21 protein-coding genes are annotated in these 24,285 nt (G+C 42.6%); 6 read left to right on the plus strand and 15 right to left on the minus strand.

Translation table 11 applies throughout. The features are described from left to right. Nucleotides 1-11: 11 nt before the first annotated feature. The 9 genes from D0T20_RS00985 to D0T20_RS01030 form a co-directional block, all read right to left on the minus strand. On the minus strand, nucleotides 12-299 hold the full coding sequence (locus tag D0T20_RS00985; protein WP_116438153.1) for an addiction module antidote protein: 288 nt from the start codon (nucleotides 297-299) through the stop codon (nucleotides 12-14). Beyond that, nucleotides 293-604 (minus strand): type II toxin-antitoxin system RelE/ParE family toxin, encoded by a 312-nt coding sequence (locus tag D0T20_RS00990; protein ID WP_116438154.1) that lies wholly within the window; start codon nucleotides 602-604, stop codon nucleotides 293-295. The genes D0T20_RS00985 and D0T20_RS00990 overlap by 7 nt, the downstream gene beginning before the upstream one ends. 257 nt (nucleotides 605-861) lie before the next feature. Next, complete coding sequence (locus D0T20_RS01000; RefSeq protein ID WP_116438155.1) at nucleotides 862-2,034, minus strand: sensor histidine kinase; 1,173 nt, start codon at nucleotides 2,032-2,034, stop codon at nucleotides 862-864. 34 nt (nucleotides 2,035-2,068) lie between these two features. After that, nucleotides 2,069-2,722, minus strand: coding sequence for a response regulator transcription factor (locus D0T20_RS01005; RefSeq protein ID WP_116438156.1), 654 nt, complete (start codon nucleotides 2,720-2,722; stop codon nucleotides 2,069-2,071). A 34-nt stretch (nucleotides 2,723-2,756) separates the two neighbouring features. Further along, nucleotides 2,757-3,218, minus strand: a complete 462-nt coding sequence (locus tag D0T20_RS01010) for a hypothetical protein (protein ID WP_116438157.1) — start codon at nucleotides 3,216-3,218, stop codon at nucleotides 2,757-2,759. A 275-nt stretch (nucleotides 3,219-3,493) separates the two neighbouring features. Next, nucleotides 3,494-4,573: a class 1b ribonucleoside-diphosphate reductase subunit beta gene (nrdF, locus tag D0T20_RS01015; protein ID WP_016635885.1), complete on the minus strand. Its 1,080-nt coding sequence runs from the start codon at nucleotides 4,571-4,573 to the stop codon at nucleotides 3,494-3,496. Nucleotides 4,574-4,655: 82 nt separating this feature from the next. After that, the gene (nrdE, locus tag D0T20_RS01020; protein ID WP_116438158.1) at nucleotides 4,656-6,878 is read right to left on the minus strand and encodes a class 1b ribonucleoside-diphosphate reductase subunit alpha; all 2,223 of its coding nucleotides are present in this window, start codon (nucleotides 6,876-6,878) and stop codon (nucleotides 4,656-4,658) included. Nucleotides 6,879-6,968: 90 nt separating this feature from the next. Further along, nucleotides 6,969-7,460, minus strand: a complete 492-nt coding sequence (gene nrdI, locus D0T20_RS01025; protein WP_116438159.1) for a class Ib ribonucleoside-diphosphate reductase assembly flavoprotein NrdI — start codon at nucleotides 7,458-7,460, stop codon at nucleotides 6,969-6,971. Nucleotides 7,461-7,530: 70 nt separating this feature from the next. Beyond that, nucleotides 7,531-7,782 carry a glutaredoxin family protein gene (locus D0T20_RS01030; RefSeq protein WP_016635882.1) on the minus strand — a complete coding sequence of 84 codons (252 nt, stop codon included), beginning with the start codon at nucleotides 7,780-7,782 and terminating at the stop codon, nucleotides 7,531-7,533. 426 nt (nucleotides 7,783-8,208) lie between these two features. Between D0T20_RS01030 and gndA the strand changes: the two genes are divergently transcribed. Next, a complete protein-coding gene (gene gndA, locus D0T20_RS01035; protein WP_116438160.1) occupies nucleotides 8,209-9,669 on the plus strand; it encodes an NADP-dependent phosphogluconate dehydrogenase in 1,461 nt (486 codons plus the stop codon). Nucleotides 9,670-9,769: 100 nt separating this feature from the next. Here the strand turns inward: gndA and pgl are convergent, their stop codons facing one another. The 4 genes from pgl to D0T20_RS01055 are packed head-to-tail and all read right to left on the minus strand — an operon-like array spanning nucleotide 9,770 to nucleotide 15,539. Next, entirely contained in the window at nucleotides 9,770-10,591 is an 822-nt protein-coding gene (gene pgl, locus D0T20_RS01040) for a 6-phosphogluconolactonase (protein ID WP_116438161.1), read from the minus strand. Nucleotides 10,592-10,633: 42 nt separating this feature from the next. Beyond that, a complete protein-coding gene (locus tag D0T20_RS01045; RefSeq protein ID WP_116438162.1) occupies nucleotides 10,634-11,626 on the minus strand; it encodes a glucose-6-phosphate dehydrogenase assembly protein OpcA in 993 nt (330 codons plus the stop codon). Beyond that, on the minus strand, nucleotides 11,623-13,203 hold the full coding sequence (zwf, locus tag D0T20_RS01050) for a glucose-6-phosphate dehydrogenase (protein ID WP_162862648.1): 1,581 nt from the start codon (nucleotides 13,201-13,203) through the stop codon (nucleotides 11,623-11,625). Before zwf ends, D0T20_RS01045 begins: the two co-directional genes overlap by 4 nt. 56 nt (nucleotides 13,204-13,259) lie before the next feature. Then, complete coding sequence (locus D0T20_RS01055; RefSeq protein ID WP_116438164.1) at nucleotides 13,260-15,539, minus strand: acyltransferase family protein; 2,280 nt, start codon at nucleotides 15,537-15,539, stop codon at nucleotides 13,260-13,262. A 613-nt stretch (nucleotides 15,540-16,152) separates the two neighbouring features. Here D0T20_RS01055 and D0T20_RS01060 point away from each other — a divergent pair. Continuing rightward, the gene (locus D0T20_RS01060; RefSeq protein ID WP_004105658.1) at nucleotides 16,153-16,647 is read left to right on the plus strand and encodes an inorganic diphosphatase; all 495 of its coding nucleotides are present in this window, start codon (nucleotides 16,153-16,155) and stop codon (nucleotides 16,645-16,647) included. Nucleotides 16,648-16,834: 187 nt separating this feature from the next. Here the strand turns inward: D0T20_RS01060 and D0T20_RS01065 are convergent, their stop codons facing one another. Next, complete coding sequence (locus D0T20_RS01065) at nucleotides 16,835-17,560, minus strand: hypothetical protein (RefSeq protein WP_020759198.1); 726 nt, start codon at nucleotides 17,558-17,560, stop codon at nucleotides 16,835-16,837. 203 nt (nucleotides 17,561-17,763) lie between these two features. On the opposite strand from D0T20_RS01065, the gene D0T20_RS01070 reads away from it, so the two are divergent. The 4 genes from D0T20_RS01070 to valS all read left to right on the plus strand — a co-directional run bounded on the left by D0T20_RS01070 (nucleotide 17,764) and on the right by valS (nucleotide 23,849). After that, on the plus strand, nucleotides 17,764-18,579 hold the full coding sequence (locus D0T20_RS01070) for a response regulator transcription factor (protein WP_116438165.1): 816 nt from the start codon (nucleotides 17,764-17,766) through the stop codon (nucleotides 18,577-18,579). A gap of 94 nt (nucleotides 18,580-18,673) precedes the next feature. Continuing rightward, nucleotides 18,674-19,300, plus strand: coding sequence for an endonuclease III (nth, locus tag D0T20_RS01075; protein ID WP_116438695.1), 627 nt, complete (start codon nucleotides 18,674-18,676; stop codon nucleotides 19,298-19,300). Nucleotides 19,301-19,433: 133 nt separating this feature from the next. Continuing rightward, nucleotides 19,434-21,017, plus strand: a complete 1,584-nt coding sequence (locus D0T20_RS01080) for an ABC transporter substrate-binding protein (RefSeq protein ID WP_116438166.1) — start codon at nucleotides 19,434-19,436, stop codon at nucleotides 21,015-21,017. 69 nt (nucleotides 21,018-21,086) lie between these two features. Beyond that, nucleotides 21,087-23,849: a valine--tRNA ligase gene (gene valS, locus D0T20_RS01085; protein ID WP_116438167.1), complete on the plus strand. Its 2,763-nt coding sequence runs from the start codon at nucleotides 21,087-21,089 to the stop codon at nucleotides 23,847-23,849. Between the two features lie 159 nt (nucleotides 23,850-24,008). Here valS and relB read toward each other — a convergent pair whose 3' ends face one another. Continuing rightward, complete coding sequence (gene relB / locus D0T20_RS01090) at nucleotides 24,009-24,248, minus strand: type II toxin-antitoxin system RelB family antitoxin (protein ID WP_016840453.1); 240 nt, start codon at nucleotides 24,246-24,248, stop codon at nucleotides 24,009-24,011. Nucleotides 24,249-24,285: the final 37 nt, after the last annotated feature.

Here is a 24,285-nt window from a genome sequence, read left to right on the forward strand (position 1 = left end):
AACTAGGTATGTCACGCATTTGCTGGTTCTATTGCAATACGTCCACCCAACGCTTGAACAACCTTTACAATAGTTTGAAAGCTAGGATTGCCGTCTCGTCTTAGGCTTTTGTAAAGGCTTTCTCTTCCAACCTCGGCTTTTTGAGCAATCTCTTTCATGCCTCGAGCTTTTGCAATATCACCTATAGCAGCTTGCAGCAAGCGAGGATCGTTAAGTTCTGCTGCAGCATTTAGATACGCAATAACATCATCATCGTCCTCAAGATACTCACTCGCATCCCATTTACTTATATTTACCATTTTTTCTCCTCAATTAATTGTGCGAGAAGTATCTTCGCTTGCTTAATATCTTTACTTTGACTACTTTTATCTCCACCAGCAAGTAATAGCATTAGTTTTGAGCCTTTTTGTGCAAAATACACACGATACCCTGGTCCAAAAGTGAAACGCAGTTCACTAATACCATTGCAAACTGGATGTAAATCACCTACTGGTTTGCCTGCAATCTCACATAATCTCAGCCTCGCGTTAATTCGAGCTTTAGATTGCGTATCGCGAAGTTTTTTCATCCAATTGCGATACTCAACTGTTTGAAGTATCTCCATAAAAGTATTTTATCCTGTAGGATACAGTTTTGCAATATAAGTAAGCAATCATATCAGTTATCGTGGCAAAAATCGTAAAATTAGCAAAAACTGCCACAATAACGTGTATAACATAGCAACGAAACAGCATTCTGCATCACAGATTAACCGCTTACTTGCATCTGCTGTGCAAAGGTTCGTCCAAATACTCGATTGAAAAGCGTCCAAGCACTCGATTAAAGCGCAAGAAAGCACAATAATTTATTCTTGCACAATGGCTATTTCTCTGCATGAATAGGAACGTGTACATTAATAATCCACGAATCGTCATCTTCAATAACTTTAAAAGTTCCGCCAACTCGTTCCGCAAGCATCTTATGAAAACGCAGTCCATATCCTAATTGCAAGTTAGCAAGAATACCGCGTTGCGCACTATTTATACACGTAATATGACATTCATTGTCATTAAGCATTACATTCATAGCGTATTCTTTAGGCTTTGCAGCATGCTTTTTTACGTTTGCAAGTAGTTCTCTGCAAATATATTCAATTTGAGCACATTCTTCAAAAGGCAAACGCATTGATTGAGAATCTTCAGCAGTTAAATCACTACTCAAGTCAATGGAACCAATATAGCCAAGCTTTTCAAATGACTTTTGTTCACAGTCAAATAGAGCGCGTAAGCCTGTGCAAAAATCTTTATAACATGTAGTCGATTGCATAACATCGCTAGTGCTTGCAGTTGTAGCATTGTCAAGAAGAGAAATGATATTGCGTGCTTTATGAATAGTTGTAGTAGCACATTGAAGAATCTCTCGCGAATTTTCATGCTCTTGGTCATGAGTTGTTTGAGGTTCAATAGATTGTTGGGCCATCATCATAATGCTGGAAAGCTCATTAGTTACTTCATCGTGCATGCGAATTGCCGCAATAGTGGCATATTTTTGAAAAACGTTGTAACGTTGCGCAAATAACTGTTCCTGTTGCTGGTGAATAGTAGAAATATAGTATTTTAAGATTGCGCTAGAGATAAGAGTTATAAGAAGCCACCACGCCAACACATAAGCGTTTTGAAAATCGCAGATAATAAAAAACCATGAAGATACTCCGCAAGAAGAAAGCACGGTGTACCAAGGTTGAGTAATTACAGCAATTGCCAAACAAATCAATATGGTAAGCATCATAGATGAATAGTTGATATTGGGTGCAACAATTACCAACGGCATCCAAATGAGCACAATAAAAGATGCCTTACGCGGCCATATTGCAATGCATAAGCAGATTACGATCCATACTATTTCAACTGTAATTGCATGCCAATTAGAGTAGTAATGAAGATTATTATAGGAACAAATTTCAAGAATCAAAGTACAACTTATGATTGCACCAATTCCAATTTTCCGCCAAGCATCATGCGGCAAAAAATTGATCATACGCGTTAATAATTTCATAACTACCTACTTTTACACGTTAATTTCTTACACGTTATATGTCATGCGAGTATTTTGCGAGCGCAGCGAGCGCCTGCATGCGACTTTTAACTTGAAGTTTTCCATAAATACGCCGTAAATGCGTGTTGACTGTTGAAACTTTCACATTAAGCTGATCTGCAATCTCTTTCGTAGAATACCCCTGTTTGCACAATCGCATAATTTCCGATTCTTGAGGAGACAAAACTGAAGTCTTCGGAAGTTGAGAAATCATATTGAATGATTCTTGCGGAGTGTGAAAATAGTCAATATATTGTGGCAATTCTGGGCAACCGTAGCTTGTTGTGCTCGATTGGATAGCTGCAACTACGTCTGCTAAATTATCTTTATGCACTAGCGCTTGACCACCCGACTTAGCGACTGGCAATACGTATTCATCCATCATGTAGGAAGTAATGCCAATTAAAACAATATTGCTATTGCGCTCGCGAATTGCTTTAATTACATCAACACCACTCATTTCTCTCATTGACATATCTACTAAAAGTACGTCAGGAGTATTTTCTGTAACGCAACGATGAATAGCCTGTTTTGCAGAAGAACACATCCATGCACAAACAAAGTTTTCAGGCAAACGACTTTTCAGAAGAAGTTGCATATATCGCAATACAAGCGTGTCATTATCAACAATTGCGTAAGTAGTGTTCATACAATATATGGTATCTTGTTTTGGAATCCACTTATCAAGAGATGTGCGATTGTATTGTTTTTCTCAAATTATCAAGATTGTACACATTAAAGTGCCATACGCTAGCACTTTCCGTTGGCACACTCCATTCTTCGGTTTTACCATTCGCAGTAAAACGAATTATTTGAGTTGTTGGCTTATTTATAACTTCAAAATTAGTGAGTTGATTCCACGGAATGCGACGAAGATGCTTATCGTCTAATTTAGCTAGATTACCCGAGCCTAAAATGACATTCGGATTAATAACAATAAACTCATTATTAGTGGCAGCAACAATACGCGCATCAACGCCTTGCTCTACATAGAATAATTTAGGTAACAAAAATAGTTTGATTAAATCTTTCCACCAAGGGTCGTATTTCATTGTAAATACATACGTCTTACCAACTGAAAGATTATGCGCTTTAAAGTACTTAACAATATCATCTTCTCTTATACCGCGCAAAGGATTAGTCATAATAAGCACCTCCTTGTGATTCTTGTTTTGTAAATTACCAACATACTAACGTGCAGATTTTATCTACACAAATAGGCGTACCTATTTTTAACGATAGTGCTTTTAGAAAACTTTTACTATTAGCAGTTTGCATGTTCTCAACAATCAACATTTAAGAATAGTTACAAAACGGAAATATTCTTAAATAATTAAATAAAAAAGGTTGCTTATGAAAGTGCATAAGCAACCTAATTAATTAGTAAAGCGGCTAGCGATTAGTGGTTAGCGACTAGCGATTAGAAGTCCCAATCGTCGTCATCGGTTTCAACAGACTTGCCCATAATGTAGCTGGAACCAGAGCCGGAGAAGAAGTCATGATTTTCGTCGGCTGCAGGAGAAAGAGCTGCGAGAATTTCTGGGCTTACGTGAGTTTCTTCTTCGCTGTACTTAGCAGGATAGCCAAGGTTCATCAAAGCCTTGTTAGCGTTGTAACGCACGAAGTCAAAAACGTCATCGTGGAAGTCAAATCCTTCATAAATCTGACCAGAATACTCAACTTCCAAATCATACAAAGTATCAAGCAAGTTCATAGTGAACTTTTCAAGATTCTTCTTATCGTTCTCGCTTCTAAGCTCCAATCCGCGCTGGAACTTGTAGCCAGAATAGTAGCCGTGAATAGCTTTATCGCGCAAAATCAAGCGAATCATATCTGCAGTGTTCATCATCTTGCCGCGAGAAGCAAAGTAAAGTGGCAAATAGAAACCCGCGTAAAGAAGCAACGAAGAAAGCATAGTCGCTGCAATCTTGCGCTTAAGCGGATCTTCACTCTCGTACTCGCAAAGCACGGTGGTAACACGCTGCTGCAAAACGTCGTTGCCAACAGCCCAACGATAAGCTTCGTCAATCTCTTCGCTAGAGCAAAGAGTAGAGAAAATAGAGGAGTAGGAGCGAGCGTGAATCGACTGCATAAAAGCAATATTCGTGTAAATAGCTTGCTCGTGCTCAGTGCGAGCGTGCTCAATCTGGCAAAGCTCACCAATAGTTGCCTGGCTGGTATCAAGCAAAGTCAAGCCAGTAAAAACGCGAGTAGTGGTCTTGCGTTCAAGATCGGTGAGGGAACGCCAAGAAGGAATATCATTGCTCAGCGGAACCTTTTCTGGAAGCCAGAAGTTAGCAATAAGACGATTCCAAACGTCCAAATCCTTGTCGTCAACAATATTATTCCAATTAACTGGGCGCACGCGAGATCCGTGATGGTAGCGATACTGAGCTGGTGTGATAGAAGCTGCCATCATAGCGTCGTCTGCGATTACGCGATTTGTGCCGAAAGGCTTATCGAGGCTACTTCTAAGCTCGGTTGGGCTGAGTTCTGTCATAATTACTCCTGATTTTGTGTTTACGTTTTATAAAATTTTTAAGTTTTTGATTTAATTTTCGAAAGATTTTCAGCGTTACGACTTACAGCGTGCAGCTTACGCAACCCTCGATTTCTGTACCTTCCAAAGCCTTCTGGCGAATACGAATGTAGTAAAGAGTCTTAATGCCCTTACGCCACGCGTAAATCTGAGCCTTGTTCAAATCGCGAGTAGTTGTAGTGTCTGGGAAGAACAAAGTAAGCGACAATCCTTGATCCACATGCTGAGTTGCCTCTGCGTAAGTGTCAATAATTGCCTTCCAACCAATCTCGTAAGCATCCTTAAAGTACTGCATATTGTCGTTCGTCATGTATGCAGCAGGGTAGTAGACGCGACCAACTTTGCCCTCTTTGCGAATCTCAATGCGAGAAGCAATCGGGTGAATCGAACTCGTGGAATGGTTGATGTACGAGATTGAGCCAGTTGGAGGAACAGCTTGCAAATACTCGTTGTAAATTCCGTCGCGCAAAATCTCATCGCGCAAAGTCGCCCAGTCGTTTGCGGTTGGAATTGCAACGTTAAAACGGGCAAACAAATCGCGAACTTTTTGAGTTTTAGGCTCAAGCGAGCGGCTGCCATCTGTGTACTTATCGAAGTAGTTGCCTTTGCCTGCAGGCTTAGCGTAAGCGCTAGTCTTAAAGCTTGCAAAAGCGTGGCCGCGCTCCACAGCTAAAGCGTGAGAAGCCTTATAAGCGTGGTAAGCAACAGTCATAAAGTACATGTCTGTAAAGTCAAGAGCTTCCTCGCTTCCGTACTGCATGTGTTCACGAGCAAGGAAACCGTGCAAATTCATTTGACCCAAGCCAATAGCGTGGCCTTCCGCGTTACCGCGACGAATCGAAGGCACAGAATCAATCGAAGTGTGCTCGGAGACAGAAGTGAGCGCACGCACAGCCAAATCAACGCTTGCGCCCAAATCGCCGTCCATTGCCTTAGCGATATTAAGAGAGCCAAGATTGCAAGAAATATCGCGACCAACGTGACTATAAGACAAGTCGGCGTTATAAGTGCTTGCTTCTTGAGTTTGCAAAATCTCGGAGCACAAGTTGCTCATAGTAATGCGACCCTCAATAGGATTTGTGCGATTTACAGTATCTTCAAACAAAATGTAAGGGTAACCAGACTCAAACTGAATCTCCGCAAGCGTCATAAAGAATTCGCGAGCATCAATGTACTTCTTGTGAATACGAGGATTTGCAACCATCTCATCGTAATGCTCGGTAACGGAGATGTCTGCAAAAGGCTTTCCGTATTCGCGCTCAACGTCGTAAGGGCTAAACAAAGCCATCTTTTCCTTGCGCTTAGCAAGCTCAAAAGTAATATCTGGAATCACAACACCCAAAGAAAGCGACTTAATGCGAATCTTTTCGTCTGCGTTCTCTCGCTTAGTATCGAGGAAACGCATAATATCTGGGTGATGCGCGCTAATATACACGGCACCAGCACCCTGACGAGCGCCAAGCTGATTAGCGTAAGAGAACGAATCTTCCAAAAGCTTCATAACGGGCACAACGCCGCTCGACTGATTCTCAATGCGCTTAATAGGAGCGCCAAGCTCACGCAAGTTTGTAAGGAGCAGAGCCACGCCGCCGCCGCGCTTAGAAAGTTGCAAAGCAGAGTTGATTCCGCGCGCAATTGATTCCATGTTGTCTTCCAAGCGCACGAGGAAGCAGCTCACAGCCTCTCCGCGCTGAGCTTTACCAAGATTCAAGAACGTTGGGGTAGCTGGCTGGAAGCGGCCTGCGAGCATCTCGTCCAAGTAGTTGAGTGCTGCTTTTTCATCGCCATCTGCGAGTTCCAAAGCTACGGCTGCCGCGCGCTGAGCGAAGTTTTCCAAATACTGCTTGCCATCAAAAGTCTTCAAAGCGTAAGAAGTGTAGAACTTAAAAGCTCCCAAGAACGTGCCAAAAGTGTGGTGAGCGGACTCAGCGTGCTCATAGAACTTATCTAAAAACTCGTCGCTATATTTGTGGAAAACGTTGCCGTTGTAGTAATAGTTGTCAATTAAATAATTCAAGCGCTCGCGAGTGGAAGCAAACTTCATGCTGTGTTCTTGCACGTAACCCGAAACGTAAAGCTTTTCTGCTTCCTGATCTTTATCAAACTGAATGCCCTTTTCTGGGTCAAAAAGGCCGAGCATAGCGTTAAGAACATGGTAGTCGCGGCTGTTGCGAATGCGCTCTGCTGTGCTGCTAGCAGTGCTGGCATCGTCAGTGTGATCAAGATTAAGCGAAGTGGATTCGCTCATCGGATCCGTGCTATTCATTTGATTAATTCCTTTCCTCGTGCGTTAGTTTTGCTTTTCAAACGCTGTTTTTTGTTGTTTTTCTGTATTTGTTGTTTTTGTTTATTTCGTTTATTCTGCTTCTTTTAATTGCCTTAAAAATCTTGGTATTCCCTGCGCTACTTTTTCTATGTCTTCTGCAGTTCCCGTGAGCTCAAACGAATACATGTTTGGAATTGCGCATTTTCCAGCGATTTGACCGCCTGCAGCGCAATATGCGTCTCCAAAATTCGTATTTCCAGAAGATATTACGCCGCGAATAAACGAACGATTTTCGCGATTGTTTAGGAATTTGCGCACTTGCATTGGTATTGCTTTCTTAATATTTCCGCCGCCGTAAGTTGGCACAATCAAAACGTATGGTTCGCGAACGTGCAATTCTGGCTCTTTTGGTCGAAGCGGTATGCGATATACGTTCACATTGTTGCTTGGAAAATCGCAATTTTTTACGAATCGTAGTGTATTTTCGGAGACGGAAGAAAAATAAACTACAGCTCCGATTGATTCGCCTTGTGCGCGCGCTTCTGGCTCGCTTGGTTGTGACATATTTTCTTGATCACACATTTTTATGCTTCTTAATTGCTTTGATTATTTTGACTGCTTTGCATATTTTGATTGTTGATTTTTGACTGCTTTAATCGTTTTGATTGTTGTCTTCTAATTGACTTGCGATTTGTGCAATCAAATCTGGACGATATCCGCTCCAAGACGAGTTTGGAGTAATCACCACTGGCGCTTGGCGATATCCTGCAGCGCGCAACTGGTCTAAAGTAGAAGGGCTTTGAGTTAAGTCTACTGTTTCAAAATTCACGCCTAGCTTAGTGAATTGACGCTTTGTGGCATCGCACTGTGGGCAATGTGGCTTGGTGAAAACTGTAATAGTCACGGTTCGTCTCCCTTCGTTATGTGGTGTTTAAGTTTTTTGCTTTATGATTATTTAATTTCGTGCTTTTGGCACGATTTAACAGTCTACTACCACTTAACACTATTTGTAGTGGCGTGTTGTATAGCTAATCCCTATATCTAGTGTCTCCAAATTTGAGCCAGAACGCGTGTCTATAAGATTTAAGCGGTATTTATGCTTTCTAAATAGCGATGAATAAAAGTAAAAATGTAATCTTTATCACAAAATTGCCACTATTGCGATAGTGCAAAATTTACGTGTGAGCGCAACAAAAACGCTTGTGCATATAAAACGATAAACTTAAGAAAGTGTGTTTTGATTGGTTAAGTGTTAAAGATAAAACAATCATAAAATAATAAAACGGTTATAAATATTACTGTTATAAATATTAAAAGATAGAGGTGCAAAATGGCGGAAACTCAAGCTAGAGCAAATATTGGTGTTGTTGGCTTGGCTGCAATGGGATCGAATTTGGCGCGAAATCTTGCGCATCACGGAAATACAGTTGCTGTTTATAATCGTCATTATTCGCGCACAGAAACTTTGATGAATCAGCATGGCAGCGAAGGCGATTTTGTGCCAGCTAAAACTGTTGAAGAGTTTGTGGCTTCGCTTAAGCGCCCACGCACAGCAATCATTATGGTAAAAGCTGGTGCTCCTACAGACGCTGTTATTGAAGAGCTTGCAAATGCTATGGAGCCAGGAGATATTATCGTTGACGGCGGAAACTCCTACTTTGAAGACACGATTCGCCGAGAGCGTAATATTCGCGCGCGCGGCCTTCATTACGTTGGTTGCGGTGTTTCTGGCGGAGAAGAAGGCGCGCTTCGCGGCCCTTCGATGATGCCTGGTGGCACGGAGGAATCTTGGAAGACGCTCGGCCCTATCTTAAAGTCGATTGCGGCTGTTGCAGAAGGCGAGCCTTGCGTAACGCATATTGGCACTGATGGCGCTGGTCACTTTGTGAAGATGGTTCACAATGGCATTGAGTACTCAGATATGCAACTTATTGCCGAAAGCTACGATTTAATGCTTCGCGGTTTGGGCATGAAGTCCGAAGACATTGCAGATGTGTTTAGCGAGTGGAACAAGGGCGATCTTGATTCTTATTTGATTGAGATTACTGCGGATGTTTTGCGCCAGAAGGATGCTAAGACTGGTAAGCCTTTAGTAGAGATGATGGTGGACCACGCTGGAATGAAGGGCACGGGTACTTGGACTGTGCAATCTGCGCTTTCGCTTGGAATCCCTGTAACGGGTATTGCGGAAGCTGTGTTTGCTCGCGGACTTTCTAGCCAAGTTGCTTTGCGTGAAGCTGCAGAAAACCAGGGATTGACTGGCCCAGATATGCATTTTGATTTGAATGATTCTGAGCGTAAGGCATTTATTGAGGATATTCGCCAAGCTTTGTACGCTTCTAAGATTGTTTCTTATGCGCAAGGATTTGACGAGATTGCTGCTGCTGCAATTGAGCATGATTGGAAGATTGACCAGGCTGCTGTTGCTCGCATTTGGCGCGGCGGGTGCATTATTCGTGCTCAGTTCTTGAACCGCGTTTCTGAGGCTTTTGAATCTGGGCAGGCAAGCGTTTCTTTGCTTTTTGCACCGTACTTTAAGGATGCTATTGAAAAGTCGCAAGCTGCTTGGCGCCGTGTTATTGCGCGCGCGGTGGAGCATGGTGTGCCTGTTCCAGCATTCTCCAGTTTGCTTGCATATTATGATGGCTTGCGTTCTAAGCGTTTGCCAGCATCGCTTATTCAAGCTCAGCGCGATTTCTTTGGAGCGCACACTTACGGTCGCATTGACGAGCCAGGCGTCTTCCACACTTTGTGGGCAGAGCCTAATCGCCCAGAAGTAAAGCAAGATTAAATCAAATAATCTTTAGAAATAACAGGCCTTTGCGTTATTATGCATAGGCCTGTATTTTATTGTTCTAAATATTATGCACGATGTTAGAAGGCTATGCAGATTACTGGATTGCAGCTTGCAAAGTTTCGGCGGTGGTTAGCCAAGCGATTTCTTCTGTGCCGTTAGCAAAAGACGCAGGATAATCTGGGTTATTGTTGCCAGAAAGCGCGTTCATTAAAGCTTTTCCTTTTTGCTCGCCAGCAGTTAAGAACCAAGTGCGGCGGCTATGAGCCAGCACGGGAACGCTAAGCGTTAATCGCATTGGCGGCTGCTTAGGGGAGTGGTTCACGCCTAAAACTATGCGATCGCGATTATGAATTTGCGGCAATCCTGGGAAAAGTGAAGCCATATGCGCGTCTGGTCCCATGCCAAGAATCGCCAAATCGAACACTGGCTCTTTGCCAAGTAATCCTATAATTTCTTCTTCGTATTCGCGTGCAGCAGCGTCTAAAATAGCGTCATTTTCAGCGTCGCTGGCTTTTGCAATTTCCTCCGCATTACGCTCATCTGCAGGCATTTCGTGAATATGAGACTCCTGCAAAACTTTGTGATCGCTAAGCATGTTAAGAAGCAACTCGCGAGCCTTGCGCGCATTACGATCTTCGCTGTTATAAGTTACAAAACGCTCATCTGCCCACCAAATATGCACATTGGACCAATTGATTGCTGGAAGCAATGGGTTGCTAGCTAACATTTGAAACATGCGAATCGAATCTGTTCCACCTGTTAGCAAAAGATGGAATGGCTTATTAAGATTTTCAACATTGTTTTGCCATTGCATAATCAAAGTCACAAGTTTTTGTGCAGCAACAGCAGCTATAATATCTTGATTATCGTAGCCGTACACTGTTGCGTTATGCGCAAATCTAAAATCTTTAGCCATAATGAATCCTTTTATTATTTTTACTTGTTGTATTAGAGTTCGTTACATTGCAAGTTCGTTATTTTGCATTGTGCAACAATTTTCGTGAATAAGCTGTGCATAAATCTCATCTGGGTCAATTCTGCGTAATTCTTCACTTAAGCAGTCTTGCAAAGAACGAATAGGCATAGAAATAGGCTGAGAAGCTTGCCCTGGAAGACTTATTATTGCTTGGCTGCTGCCAGAAGGTCGCGTTAAAGAAAGCTCGCCATCTTGCCTCTTAAGGCTTACTTCTGTAATTGCATGTGCGCTTGAATCTTCAACAATTTCTACAGGAACATTAAGTGAGATTTTTAGCCATTGCGCGAGCAAATGCAACGGAACGTAATGCTTAGGGCCGCTAACTTTAACACTAAGAATTGGTAAGTGCGGCGGCTGATCAAGCATAGAAGCCAGCATTGCGCGCCAAGACGTAATGCGCGTCCAAGAAAGATCAACGTCTTTAGAAGACCAATTTTTGCGCAGATTTTGTACAGTTTCAAGAGTGTTGCTGGCCCGTTGAGCGTCTGTGATTCTGCTGCTTGCCATAGCTCCAAGCAAGTCTTTAGCAGGATTTTCGGGCGCGTTTGTAGGCCACCATGCAACAATCGGCGCGTCTGGAACAAGCAGAGGAATAACAAGCGTATCTTGGTGGCGAACAAGGTCATTATGTGGATAGAGAATAATGATTTCGCCTGCGCCAGCATCTGCTCCAAATCGCACTTGAGCGTCTAAGTTTGGCGTTTCTTCTTCTTGATTTTGATTTTCTTGATTTTGATTTTGATTATGTAAACTTGCATTAGCGCTTTGCCAATCGCGAACAATCGCAATAACTCTGCAAGGATGCTCGCGACTAGCCGCGTTTGCTGCGCCCAGTGCGTTTTCAAGCTCTTTAAGAGTGGTGTCAATAAGAAGAGTGAGCACGCGTCCAGTAGCTGATTCGCCTCGTTCTTCGTGAAGCTCGTCGATTTTTGCAGAGATTTTAGACGTGTTTGTGTTAGGAAGATTAATAATCATGGCAGCCTCCAATGGCGATTATTACGAGCAAGCATAGCGTCAGCTTCCGCTGGCCCCCAAGTTCCAGCGCGGTATGGTTGCGGACGCGTGTTAAGCGAAGCCCAAAAATCTTCAATCGGATCCAAAATCTTCCAACTTAAATCAACCTCTTGCGTTGTTGGGAAAAGTGGCGGCTCGCCAAGTAAAACGTCTAAAATAAGGCGTTCGTATGCTTCTGGAGAGTTTTCTGTAAAAGACCTTCCATAGCTAAAGTCCATAGAAACATCGCGAACTTCCATAGACGTTCCGCCTGGCACTTTTGCGCCAAATCGCATTGTTACGCCTTCGTCTGGCTGAACGCGAATCACAATAGCATTGTTTCCAAGTTCGCGCACAGCAGTAGTCTCAAAAGGCAAGTGTGGAGCGCGCTTAAAAATCACAGCAATCTCTGTAACTCGCTTGCCTAAGCGCTTGCCAGTTCGCAAATAGAATGGCACTCCAGCCCATCGGCGAGTGTCTACGTCTAATCGCACAGCAGCGTATGTTTCTGTAGTGCTATCTGGGCTAATTCCTTGCTCTTGCAAATATCCAATAGCCTTATACGACCCTTGCCAGCCTTCTGCGTATTGGCCTCTTGCAGTGTTTGCAGCTAAATCTTTAGGCAATCGTATAGCCGACAAGACCTTAGTTTTTTCCGCTGTTAAATCGCTAGCACTAAAGCTTACAGGCTCTTCCATAGCAGTAAGCGCCATTAGTTGCAACAAGTGGTTTTGAATAACGTCTCGAGCAGCGCCAATGCCATCGTAATATCCAGCTCTGCCACCTATGCCAATATCTTCTGCCATAGTGATTTGCACGTGGTCAACATAATTAGCGTTCCAAATTGGCTCGTACATTGCGTTTGCAAAGCGTAATGCAAGCAGATTTTGCACAGTTTCTTTGCCTAAATAGTGGTCTATGCGGAACACGGAATTAGGGTCAAAAACCTCGGAAACTACGCGATCTAACTCTTGCGCGCTTGCTAAATCGTGGCCAAAAGGTTTTTCGATTATTACTCGTCTCCATGCGTTTTCGGAGGAGTGCGAAAGCCCAGATGCAGCCAATTGTTGTGCTACAACAGGGAAGCTGGATGGTGGAACAGACATGTAGAACGCGTGATTTCCGCGAGTTCCGCGATCTCTGTCTAACTCGCCTACGGTTTTGCTTAATCGCTCGAACGCGCTTGCGTCGTCGAATGTGCCTCGAACAAAACGTATGCCTTTTGCAAGATTAATCCAAGTGGATTCGCAAAATGGCGTACGGCAATGTTGTTGAATATTTTCTCTAACAAAGTTTACAAAATGCTCATCTGTCCAGTCGCGTCTGGCGAATCCCGTAAGGCCAAAGCCAGGAGGCAAAAGTCCTCGATTTGCTAAATCGTATACGGCTGGCATTAGTTTTTTTCTCGCTAAATCGCCCGTGATTCCAAATATAACAAGGCTGCACGGGCCTGCGATTTTGGCTAGTCGCAAGTCGCGCGGGTCTCGCAGAGGATTCTTCCAATCTGCAATCGAATCGCCCTTATTGCTTTGGGAAAATGGGGTTATTAACTCACTCATATGTACCATCGTAATATTTTGACGTGATTTGGGCGGTTTGTTTTGCTATGCGCAAGTCATCCGCCGCACACTGCTAGTCGTATCATTCGTGCGTATTGTGGCCCGCCAATAGGCGTTAAGTGTATTCCGTCATCTGTTAGAAATTCGCTATGACCTGCACTCGTGCCATTCCAGTCAATAATTCCAACGTTTTTACGCTTTGATGCAAATGTGCGCAATTTTGCGTTCGTCTCGTCTTGCCAAGGTTGCGGCACGCGAGTTGTTACAAAGTACACGGGCTTTCCGCCAGTAATATTCACCATGTTTTGTAAAACTGACTCGTCTCTAGGCGGCCCGTTGGTTCCAAGTTCGTAGATTACAACACTTCCAGGGTGTTTTTCGGCTATGTCTTTTTGGTAGTCTTCGGCTCCGTGGAAAATCTGCCTGCTAACTTTTCCGTCAATCCAAGCGTTTGGTAGAGCTTTTATAAGGTACGGCTTTGCGCCTTCGGTTACGGAGTCTCCAACCATTGTTATGTCTGCTGTGCAAACGTCTTGTTTTGAGTCAATTTTCCAAGGTTTTGTGTTTATGTTTGCTGGCACTTTTTCTGCGATTGGGTTTAGAACTCTATGCGCGCTTGGCTTTGTTGGAAGCATTTGTTTTGTTATATTTTGGCGCTTTCCGCCCACTCTTCTTTTTTGATTTTGCTTTGACTTTGTGTTTCTCTTATTGTTTGAGTTATTGTTTGACTTTGAGCTTTGGCCTGACTCTGGCTTTTGATTGCCATTTTGCGAATGAGTTTTATTGTTTTGTTCTTGACTTGTTAGTTCTGGCCTCAATTGTATTGCTCGCGCTTGCGCAATGCTGTTCCAGTTTAATGGCGCAGCAATTAGCACTATGCACGCTATTGCGCACACAGTAGTTGCAACTCTTCGTAGAACAAATGGAAGCTTAATGTTTTTGCTTTTAACGCTTAAAGTATCGCTAGAAAGATCAAGGTTTTTATTTTTATCTTTCGAGTCATCTATAGAATCATCTTTTGAGTCATCTTTTGAATTATCTTTCGCATCTTCTGATTTTGCGCTAACACTGCTGACGCTAAAAGTCATATATTTACTTGCAAATGGCATTTCAAAAATTCTGTAAAATACTTCACCTGCAGCAACAACAATCACGCATTGCAAAATCTGCTCAAACAGCGTTATATGCGTTGTTCTAGTTGCAGGATTTAAGATTTCGAGTATAGGAAAATGAACAAGATAAATCGCAAAAGATCTCTTGCCTAAGTAGCTTAACACGCTAGTGCCAAGTATCTTTGCGCAAATGTTGTTTTTTATCATGCAAGCGTGCATTAAAATCGCGCAAACTATTGCAAAAAGTGCATAACCGCCGTACACAATCCACGTTTTTAGTCCGTCTTGTTTAATAAAGCAGAACAAAATAAACGCTAGTGCAGCAAATCCTACAATGGATTCTAAAATTGGCTGTCTGCCTTTATTTTTGCCATTTTGCGAATCGTTTTCTTGATTTTCAATTTGCTCTTTTTCGCTTTTGCTTCCAACAATGTAGCGGCACGCGTCCGAAATGATTTTTATAGCAGATTTTCCACTAAACCATGTGCAATACATTGCTAGAAGTGCGCCGATTAAGAATTCACATGCGCGCGTATCTAAAGAGTAGTACACGCGTGCAATAGTTTGCCCTTCTCCATAAAGAATTGTTATTGCAATGTTTGTAAGCGCAGAAACAATCGCAAGCGTTGCAGTAACAAGCATTCGCACAAACTTTGATTTAACTATTTTAAGAATTGCGCATAGAATAATTGGCCAGCAAATAAACATTTGCATAATAAGACCTAAGTACCATAAATGCTTAATAGGAGAAGGCAGCCCCGATTGCTCAAAATACGAGACTTTTCGCAAAATATACGCCATGTTGCTGCTAAATGTTGCTCCAGTTAGAGCATCTGATTGCAACTTTGTTAAAAGGCTTGGCGAAAACAGCCACATAAGTGGTGCGCTTAGTGCAATAATGCCCAGCGTAGAAGGCCATATTCGTTTTATGCGTTTAAGCAGGTACTTAAAGTAGGCAATAAGTTTTGATTTTTTCTTCTGGCTTTCTTGGTTGCCATCTAAATGCGAATTTTTATCGTTTTTCTCGCTGAACATTTTTAGCAAAGATACGGTGCTAAAGTATCCTGCCATAACAAGAAACATTGTTACGCCTAAAAAGCCGCCGTTGAATACAATTGGACGCAAGTGGAACGCTACAATTCCAATAATTGCGATCGCGCGCATGCCGTCTATTGCAGCGTTGCGTTTGTTTGCAGCGTTTGTTGCGTTGTTCAATTCTTTCATCTTGCCTACAACTTAATACGTGTTTGTTGTGTTTTTGTATTCAGTTTTTTGTTCAGTTTTACAAGTGTTTATGTTCGATTTTTTCCATTAGTATCGCTCCAAAACGTAGTCATATTATCTATGTATTAAGACACTAAAGACGCCTATAGCGTGTCTTAGTTTTTCCTTGATTTTTCGCGTATTTTTGCCTGATTCACGAGAGTTTTTTTAATGTGAGCTAAAATATTTTTCAAATGTTTTACTGTTTTTATTAATATTTTTTATTAATATTTTTCTTTGTGTTTTTTCGCATCGGTTAGTTGACACTTTCTGTGTCTTATCTAAATCGTGCATTATTGCGCTTTGCTTCGATTTACTTGCGCGTATATCGCAAGCGTATTGCGCTCACATTTACCGCAGCCAGCTCATATGTCACCCACGTATATCTCGCATATATTCCACATATCGAACTTGTTCTAAATCGCTATCGTGCGCATAGTGTTTTTATATACTCTTTGCTGCGCGCTAAAGTTAGATTGAACAGTCTAAGTTAGATGTACAAACGTTAGATTGATAAACAAATGCTTAAATGACTAATGTGCTTAAGCATTAAGTTTTACGTTAAGGAGTAAAAATGGCAGAAACATTTAACGTTGTGGTAGAGATTCCACGCGGCTCTAAGAATAAGTACGAAGTTGATCACGAAACTGGTCGCGTATTTTTGGATCGTACTCTATTCACTGCAATGGGCTATCCAGATGATTATGGCTACATTGATGGCACTTTGGGCGAAGATGGCGATCCACTTGACGCTCTTGTTATGATTCCAAATTCCGTATTCCCTGGTTGCGTTGTTGAATGCCGCGCTGTTGGTTTGTATCACATGGTTGACGAAGCTGGCGGAGATGACAAGGTTTTGTGCGTGCCAGCAGATGTTCGCTTTGACGATATTAAAGATATTGATGACGTTAACGAGTATCACAAGGCAGAAATCAAGCACTTCTTTGAGCAATACAAGGCTTTGGAGCCAGGCAAGGAAGTTCTTCCTGGAGACTTCTGGGCTGGTGTAGAGCAGGCCGAAAAGGAAATCGTTGCAGCTCGCAAGCGTTTGGAAGAAAGCGAAAAGTAGTTCTTGCGATTAGTCGCAAGCTTCCAAGCGTTTTAACAACGTATTTATTAGTGTCTAACGCATTTTTATGTGTTAGACACTTTTTAATATCTTTAATATCTTAATAAGTAATTGCTATCTATAAAACATATTGCGTGAAACAGTGTGTGAAACAACGCGTGAAACAACTAGCATTAACTTTAATCGCTTATGCTACAAGCAACATTGCCAATCCAGCTCCGTAAACAACCATTCCGCACATCATAATTGGAATCAAAGCTGTTCCAATTTGCGGAAAAACTGTTCCAGCATTGTATTGCGCGTCTTTAATCCAAAGGTGAGAAAGACCAGCCAAAACAATCACAACAAACAATCCAAGAATTGCCACTAATACGCCAAGTTCTAATACGCGCACAGAAAAAGTGAATTTAATAATTGACGGCAAGAAAAGCCATCCAGGCAAAGCTGCGCATGCAATGCTTGCAGTAAGGCAATGAGATAGGTTTCGTACAAGATTAGACCTATCTTCTCTAAACATTTGTCTAGCAAAGCTAACAAATGTTGCTGCAACAAGAATTAGCGCAAAGTTTACTGCCCATCGCTCGTATGGTCTAATAGCAGCAACAAATTTGTGAATACTAACTTCTGATTCGCCATCAATCACGCTGCTTGGCAGCCATCCTTTTAAGGCCAACGTTGCGCACCACATAGACGCTACTGATGCAAGAAAAGGAATAGCTTTATCTGCTGTAGAGCCTTTGAGTGGCCAAAAAGTTATTAGAGCAAGAAGAATAAGAATGCAAACCGTTAAAACTGCTTTTGTTGTTGCAAATGGAAGCATTGCAGCAGATGCTAAAAGAACTATAGCAACAAATTGAGTTACAACAATCGTAATGTGATCATACATTTTGTTGCGCTGAATAGTGTTGCTCATTGTACGCTCCTATCGCGTTTACGCAGTATTCAATCTGTGTATTCAATCCGTGTATTTAATTTGTTAATCATGTATTTACACCATTTTATATGCAAGCGTACACTTGCGCTTTTTGATTCTTCTTAAGCATGGATTACAATTCTTTTTTATAACAGCTTGATTTTGAATTTTAATTCAATTCTATGCGCTATGGAGGTGTCAATATGACGGATATTACATTGATGACCTCTTGTGCCGCGCCTGCAAAAGTTTTGCCATCGTTAACGCTTCTTTCGCATCGCGTGCGCGTAGTGCCAATGGAACCTTCTAGCATGCTTAAAATGCCAGAAGATACTATTCTTCTTGTTGATGCTAGAGAAGACTTATCTTTAGCAAAATCGCTGTGTTCTCTTGTGCGCGCGTCTAATTTAACAATGTCTATTATTCTAATTCTTACAGAGGGCGGTTTTACAGTTGTAAACCCATCTTGGGGCGTTAACGACGTTATGTTAACAACCGCTTCTCCTGCCGAAGTAGAAGGAAGATTGCGCTTAGCTGCTAAAAAAGTTGTATCTGCAGATTCTGCTGATGGCTCTACTGTTGCCGATTCTACTAGCGTTGATGTTAACAGCAATGGTCAAATGTGCTCTGGAGACTTAGTTGTAGACACGCAAAGCTATACAGTTAGCTTGCACGGAAAGCCTATTGATTTAGCGTATAAAGAATTTGAGCTGCTTAAGTATTTTGTTCAGCATCCTCGTAGAGTTTTTACGCGTGCGCATTTGCTTCAAGAGGTTTGGGGCTACGATTATTACGGCGGAACGCGAACTGTAGACGTTCATATTCGTAGGCTTCGCGCAAAGTTGGGCGTTGAATATGAGCATGTTATTGGAACAGTTAGAAACGTTGGATATCGTTTCGACCCATTAGAAGCTCAAGTTGACGAAGTTGAAAATGACGATTACGCACAAAACGCTAATCGCGCGGATTCTGGCGATTCGCGTGCCGAGGATTCAAGTGTTTCCAACGATTTAGACTAGGCTTATATTGGCTACAAATAACACGAATAAAATAAATAACACAATAGATAACACAAATAAAATCAATGCGGTAAATGTGATAAATAAAAACAAAATGCGCGAAGAATACAGGATTTTATGCGAAGAAATCCCAAATCCAAAATGTGCGCTAAATTTTACGAACCCATTTGAGCTTTTAATCGCAACTGTTCTTAGCGCGCAAACAACCGATAAGCGCGTGAATCTTGTTACAAGTAAGCTTTTTAAGGAATACCCAACGTCAGTCGATTTAGCAAAAGCGCAAATATACAACGTACAAGAAATAATTCATTCGCTTGGCTTTTATAGAGTAAAATCGCAACATATTATTGAGCTTTCGCAAAAACTTGTTAAAGATTTTAATGGCATTGTTCCAAATAATATGGCCGATCTTACAAAGCTACCAGGAGTAGGAAGAAAAACAGCAAATGTTGTTTTAGGAAACGCTTTTAAGATTCCAGGATTTCCAGTAGATACGCATGTTATGCGCGTTACGTCAAGACTTGGCTGGGTGAGTGACTCTAGCGCTAAGGCTAAAGATGCAGCGAAAATCGAGAGAGAAGTCACAGCTTGTTTTGCGCCAGAAGAATGGACGAATCTTTCGCATCGTCTTATTTTGCACGGAAGAATGTTTTGCACTGCTAGAAACCCCCGCTGCGGCGATTGCCCGCTTAGGTTTTTGTGCCCTTCTGTTAGATTGTAGCAAGTCAATTTTCGCAAGATTACAAGATTAATGGCATCTAGGAAATTCTTTTAGAATATTTTTAGGATATTTTTAGACTATTTTGTGAATAAATTCGGCAATCAAATTCAAACGGTGATATAAACTTTTAATCATGCCTGAATTTGAAAGATACTCATCTGCTTCGCATGTGCGTAGTGCAAGATATGCGCATAGAACTAGACGAAGCGCTAAACCATGGGTTGTATTTATTGTTTTAATCGGCATTCTATCTGCAATAATTTGGGGCGGATGGCGGTTTATAGATGGAAGATCTTTAATACCTACAAACATCTTTCCAGCGCCAAGTTCAACTTTAACAATAGGATTACGCACGGCTCCAGCTTCGCTAGATATTAGAACAGACGATAGCGATTCCTTACAACAGGCACTTTTGGAGAACGTTTACGAAACACTTGTAAAACGAGACGAAAACAATGTTTTACACCCAGGGCTTGCGCAATCTTGGAGCGTTTCGAACGATGGATTGAATTATAAATTTAGGCTCCGCAGCGGAATTAAGTTTGCTAACGGAGACCAAATGAACTCAAGCTCTGTTCTTAAATCGCTTCAGCAAGGCATTACAAAGAATTATCCTGGCTACGAAAAGCTAACAAACATAACAAGCGTTTCTAATTCTGGGCCTAACGTTCTAGATATAACTCTTAAAACTCCAGACCCACTTTTGCCAAGGCGATTAGCTGGAAGAGCTGGAATTGTTTACAACACAAACATTTTTGTTAACTACGCTTCCGATGCTATTGGAACGGGCCCGTTTACAGTAAAGGGATATAACAAGGGTGGGGATCTCGTTCTTGTTAGAAACAACAATTATTGGGCAGGGCAAGCTGGATGCCAAAGCATAACTCTTAAGTATTTTAACGATGACACGTCTTTAGCAAACGCTGTTAAAGATGGCAGCGTGCAAATGGCAATTCCACTAGACGGAAATGAAAACAAGCGAATGGCTGCAATGCCAAACACTAAGTTGGTAAAGGGAAAAAGCACAAGATTAAGAATGTTTGCTTTTAACACGGGAATGTCATCTATGTTCTGCGATCAGCAAATTCGTAGAGCTGCAAGACACGTGATTGAGCCAAATGTTATTCTTGCTTCCGATCCTTTTGGAGGCCAGCTTGTTGGCGGTCCAATCGACCCTATGTCTCCAGGATATGAAGATTTTAGTAACACGTATCCTCACGACGTTCAAAAAGCTTACGGTATGTACCACTACTTTGTTGCAGGATATTTGCGCGGAATCACAATGCTTGTTCCGACTGGGATGGCTAGTGTTTGCGATCAAATGGCAAAAAACTTAAGCTATGCAGGTGGATTCCCAGTAAAACTAGAAGAATTAGACCAAAGTGTAATCGATCAACGAATACGCGAAGGCAAATACGACTTAGCTCTTACTTGGACTAATCACACTTTGGATTCTGGAATGTATGCAGACACTAAGTCTAACTATTTGTTCCAAGATCACGCTTCGCAAAAGTATTTTGCAGACGCAATGAAGTCTACAAGTCCGCAAGAGTACGAAGAAAACATTAAAAAGTACGCTAAAGAATTGTGCGATTACGCGGTTTCGGGATGGTTGTACGCAAGGAATAGCGTTGTTGTTGCAAAGTCAAATGTGAGTGGATACCCTACTAACATGACTGATCAGCTGCTTCCTTTGCATGATGTGACTGTTAAATAGTGCTGGCTTAGTGAGTTCTTAGTGCTCTGTTATAGTGCGATGTCTCAGTGAGTTTCTAATATTCAGTTCATGAGTGAACAGGATAACACAGTAAAACACGCACATTTAACACCATTGCCTAATAAGGTTGGTGTTGATGGTCTTGAAGACAAATGGCGTAGCAATTGGGACGAAGCTGAGACTTACGCGTTCCACAATTCTCGCGACCGTAAGGCCGTATATTCAATCGATACACCGCCTCCAACAGTTAGTGGCCACTTGCACGTTGGTCACGTATTTTCTTACACGCATACGGATGTTATCGCGCGATATAAGCGCATGCAAGGCTTTGATGTGTTCTACCCAATGGGTTGGGACGATAACGGCTTGCCAACAGAGCGCCGCGTGCAAAACTATTACGGCGTGCGCGTGGATACTTCGCTTAAGTATGACCCTGATTTTAAGCCGCCATTTGAAGGCACAGAAGGCAAGAAGATTGAGGCAAAAGACCAGGTTCCTGTAAGCAGGCAGAACTTTATTGAGCTTTGCGAGCGCCTAACTTCCCAAGATGAGAAGCTTTTTGAAGCTTTGTGGCGCAGACTTGGTCTTTCTGTTGATTGGTCGCAAACCTACCACACTATTGGCGAGCAGCCTCGCCGAGTTGCGCAAAAAGCATTCTTGCGCAATCTTGCTCGCGGAGAAGCTTATCAAAAGGATGCTCCTGGCTTATGGGATGTAACTTTCCAAACTGCAGTTGCCCAGGCAGAGCTTGAAGCGCGCGAATATCCTGGCTTCTATCATAAGATTGCTTTCCGCTTTGAAGATGGTACGCCAATTTATATTGAAACTACGCGCCCAGAATTGCTTGCTGCTTGCACATCTTTGATTGCGCACCCAGACGATGAGCGTTACAAGAAGTACTTTGGTAAAGAAGTTTACTCGCCGCTGTTTAAGGTGAAGGTTCCGATTTTGGCGCATCCTGCAGCTCAAATGGACAAGGGTGCTGGCATTGCAATGTGCTGCACTTTTGGCGACGTAACAGACGTTGAGTGGTGGCGCGACTTGAGTTTGCCAACTCGACCAATTATTCAGCGAAACGGCCGCATTGTTATGACCACTCCTGATTGGATTACGGATGAGTCTGGCCGCGAAATGTTTGAGAAAATTGCTGGCAAAACCACGTTCTCTGCTCGCAAGGAAGTTGTTGAAGCTTTGCAAGCAGCTGGAGATATGGAAGGCGATCCAAAGCCAACAAAGCGTATGACGAATTTCTACGAAAAGGGCGATAAGCCTTTGGAAATCGTCACTTCTCGCCAGTGGTATTTAAAGAACGGCGGTACGGACGAAAAGTTGAACGCTGAGCTTATTGAGCGCGGCAAGGAGCTTAACTTCCACCCAGACTTTATGCGCGTGCGCTACGAGAATTGGGTTCATGGCTTGAATGGCGACTGGCTTATTTCTCGCCAACGCTTCTTTGGTGTGCCATTCCCACTTTGGTACCCAGTAAACGAAAATGGGGAAGTGGATTACGAGCATCCTTTGACTCCTAGCGAAGATCGTTTGCCAATCGACCCAACTATTGACGTTCCGCAAGGATTCGACGAATCTCAGAGAGATCAGCCAAACGGCTTTACTGCTGAGCAAGACATTATGGATACTTGGGCTACATCTTCCTTAACTCCACAAATTGTGACTCGCTGGGAAGAGCCAGGTGAGGAAAATCAAGCTTTGTTTAAGGCTACTTTCCCAATGGATTTGCGTCCACAAGGCCAGGATATTATTCGTACTTGGCTGTTTAGTACGGTTGATCGTGCACATCTTGAAAACGGCTGCTTGCCTTGGAAGCATGCTGCGCTTTCTGGCTGGATTCTAGACCCAGACCACAAGAAGATGTCTAAATCTAAGGGCAACGTGGTTGTGCCAAATAAGCCAATCGAAGAGTTTGGTGCGGATGCTGTGCGTTACTGGGCAACTTCTGCAAAGCTTGGCTTGGATGCAACTTACGACGAAGGCCAAATGAAGATTGGCCGCCGCCTTGCGATTAAGCTTTTGAATGCTACAAAGTTTGCGCTCGCAATCGGCCGCGAAGATGAGGAACATCAGGTTCTTGAGTCTGCCAGCGCGGATTGGGATTTTGCAAACGTTACAGAAGTTTTGGATCGTTCCGTTATGGCAAAGCTTGCATCCGTTATTCGTACCGCAACTGATGCGCTTGAATCTTACGAGCATTCCAAGGCTTTGGAAGCAATCGAAACCTTCTTCTGGGAGTTCTGTGACGATTACATTGAGCTTGCAAAGAATCGTGCTTACGGTACTGCAGAATCTACTGGACGTACTCCAAGTGAAGCTGCTGTAAAGTCTGCTCGTACAACTCTTGGCCTTGCACTCGACGCTTTGGCTCGCCTGCTTGCTCCTTACTTGCCTTACGCTACGGAAGAAGTGTGGAGTTGGATGCACGACGGCGAAGGTTCTGTGCATCGCGCAAGCTGGCCATGCGCTAAGGCTTATGAGGCTGCTGCAAACGGAGTTTCTGCAGACACTTTGGCTTACGCGGGCGAGGCTTTGGCTACTTTGCGAAAGATTAAGTCTGAAGCAAAGGTTTCTATGAAGACTCCTATTTTGCAAGTGACTTTGAACGTTGCAGAAAATGCTTACAAGGCTGTTGAGGAGACTTTGGATGACGTTGCGGAAGCGGGACGCGTTACTGGAGAAGTAAAGCTTAACGCTGTTAAGGCTGCGGATGCTGGAGATTCTTCTGATTCTGAATCTGAATCTGCGGAATCTGATGCAGCTAACGTAAACGTTTCTGTTGCTCAAAGCGAACTCGGCGAAGCTCCTGCAAAAAAGAAGTAGTTTGCAAATAATTAAAAATGATTAGTCGCAAATGATTAATCGCAAGTAACTAAAGTAGCTAATCGTAAGCTGCTTCGCGATTAATTGCAAAACAAAAGCGCTGTAAGTCAATCTTCGACTTCAGCGCTTTTTGTGTATTTAATAACTAAGCATCGTCACTTATTTCTTTTCCAAGTCAAGGCGCTTCACCACGTCGTCGAGTGGAGATGTTTCTAATTCTCCACGTTTATATGCTTCAATATCTGCCATTAGTCCATATTCATGTTCAAGTTCATCGATTTGAGCTTCTAGCGCTTGATTCATGTAAAATGAACGAGTGCGGTGAGTGGTTTTAGCGAGCTGATCATAACGATCTAAAACGTTAGACGGTACTCTTAATCCTGTAATTGTTGCAGCCATTTCTAATCTCCATTGTAAAACATGTAAAACATATATT

This window comes from Gardnerella piotii, from assembly GCF_003397585.1.
Lineage (GTDB): Bacteria > Actinomycetota > Actinomycetes > Actinomycetales > Bifidobacteriaceae > Bifidobacterium > Bifidobacterium piotii.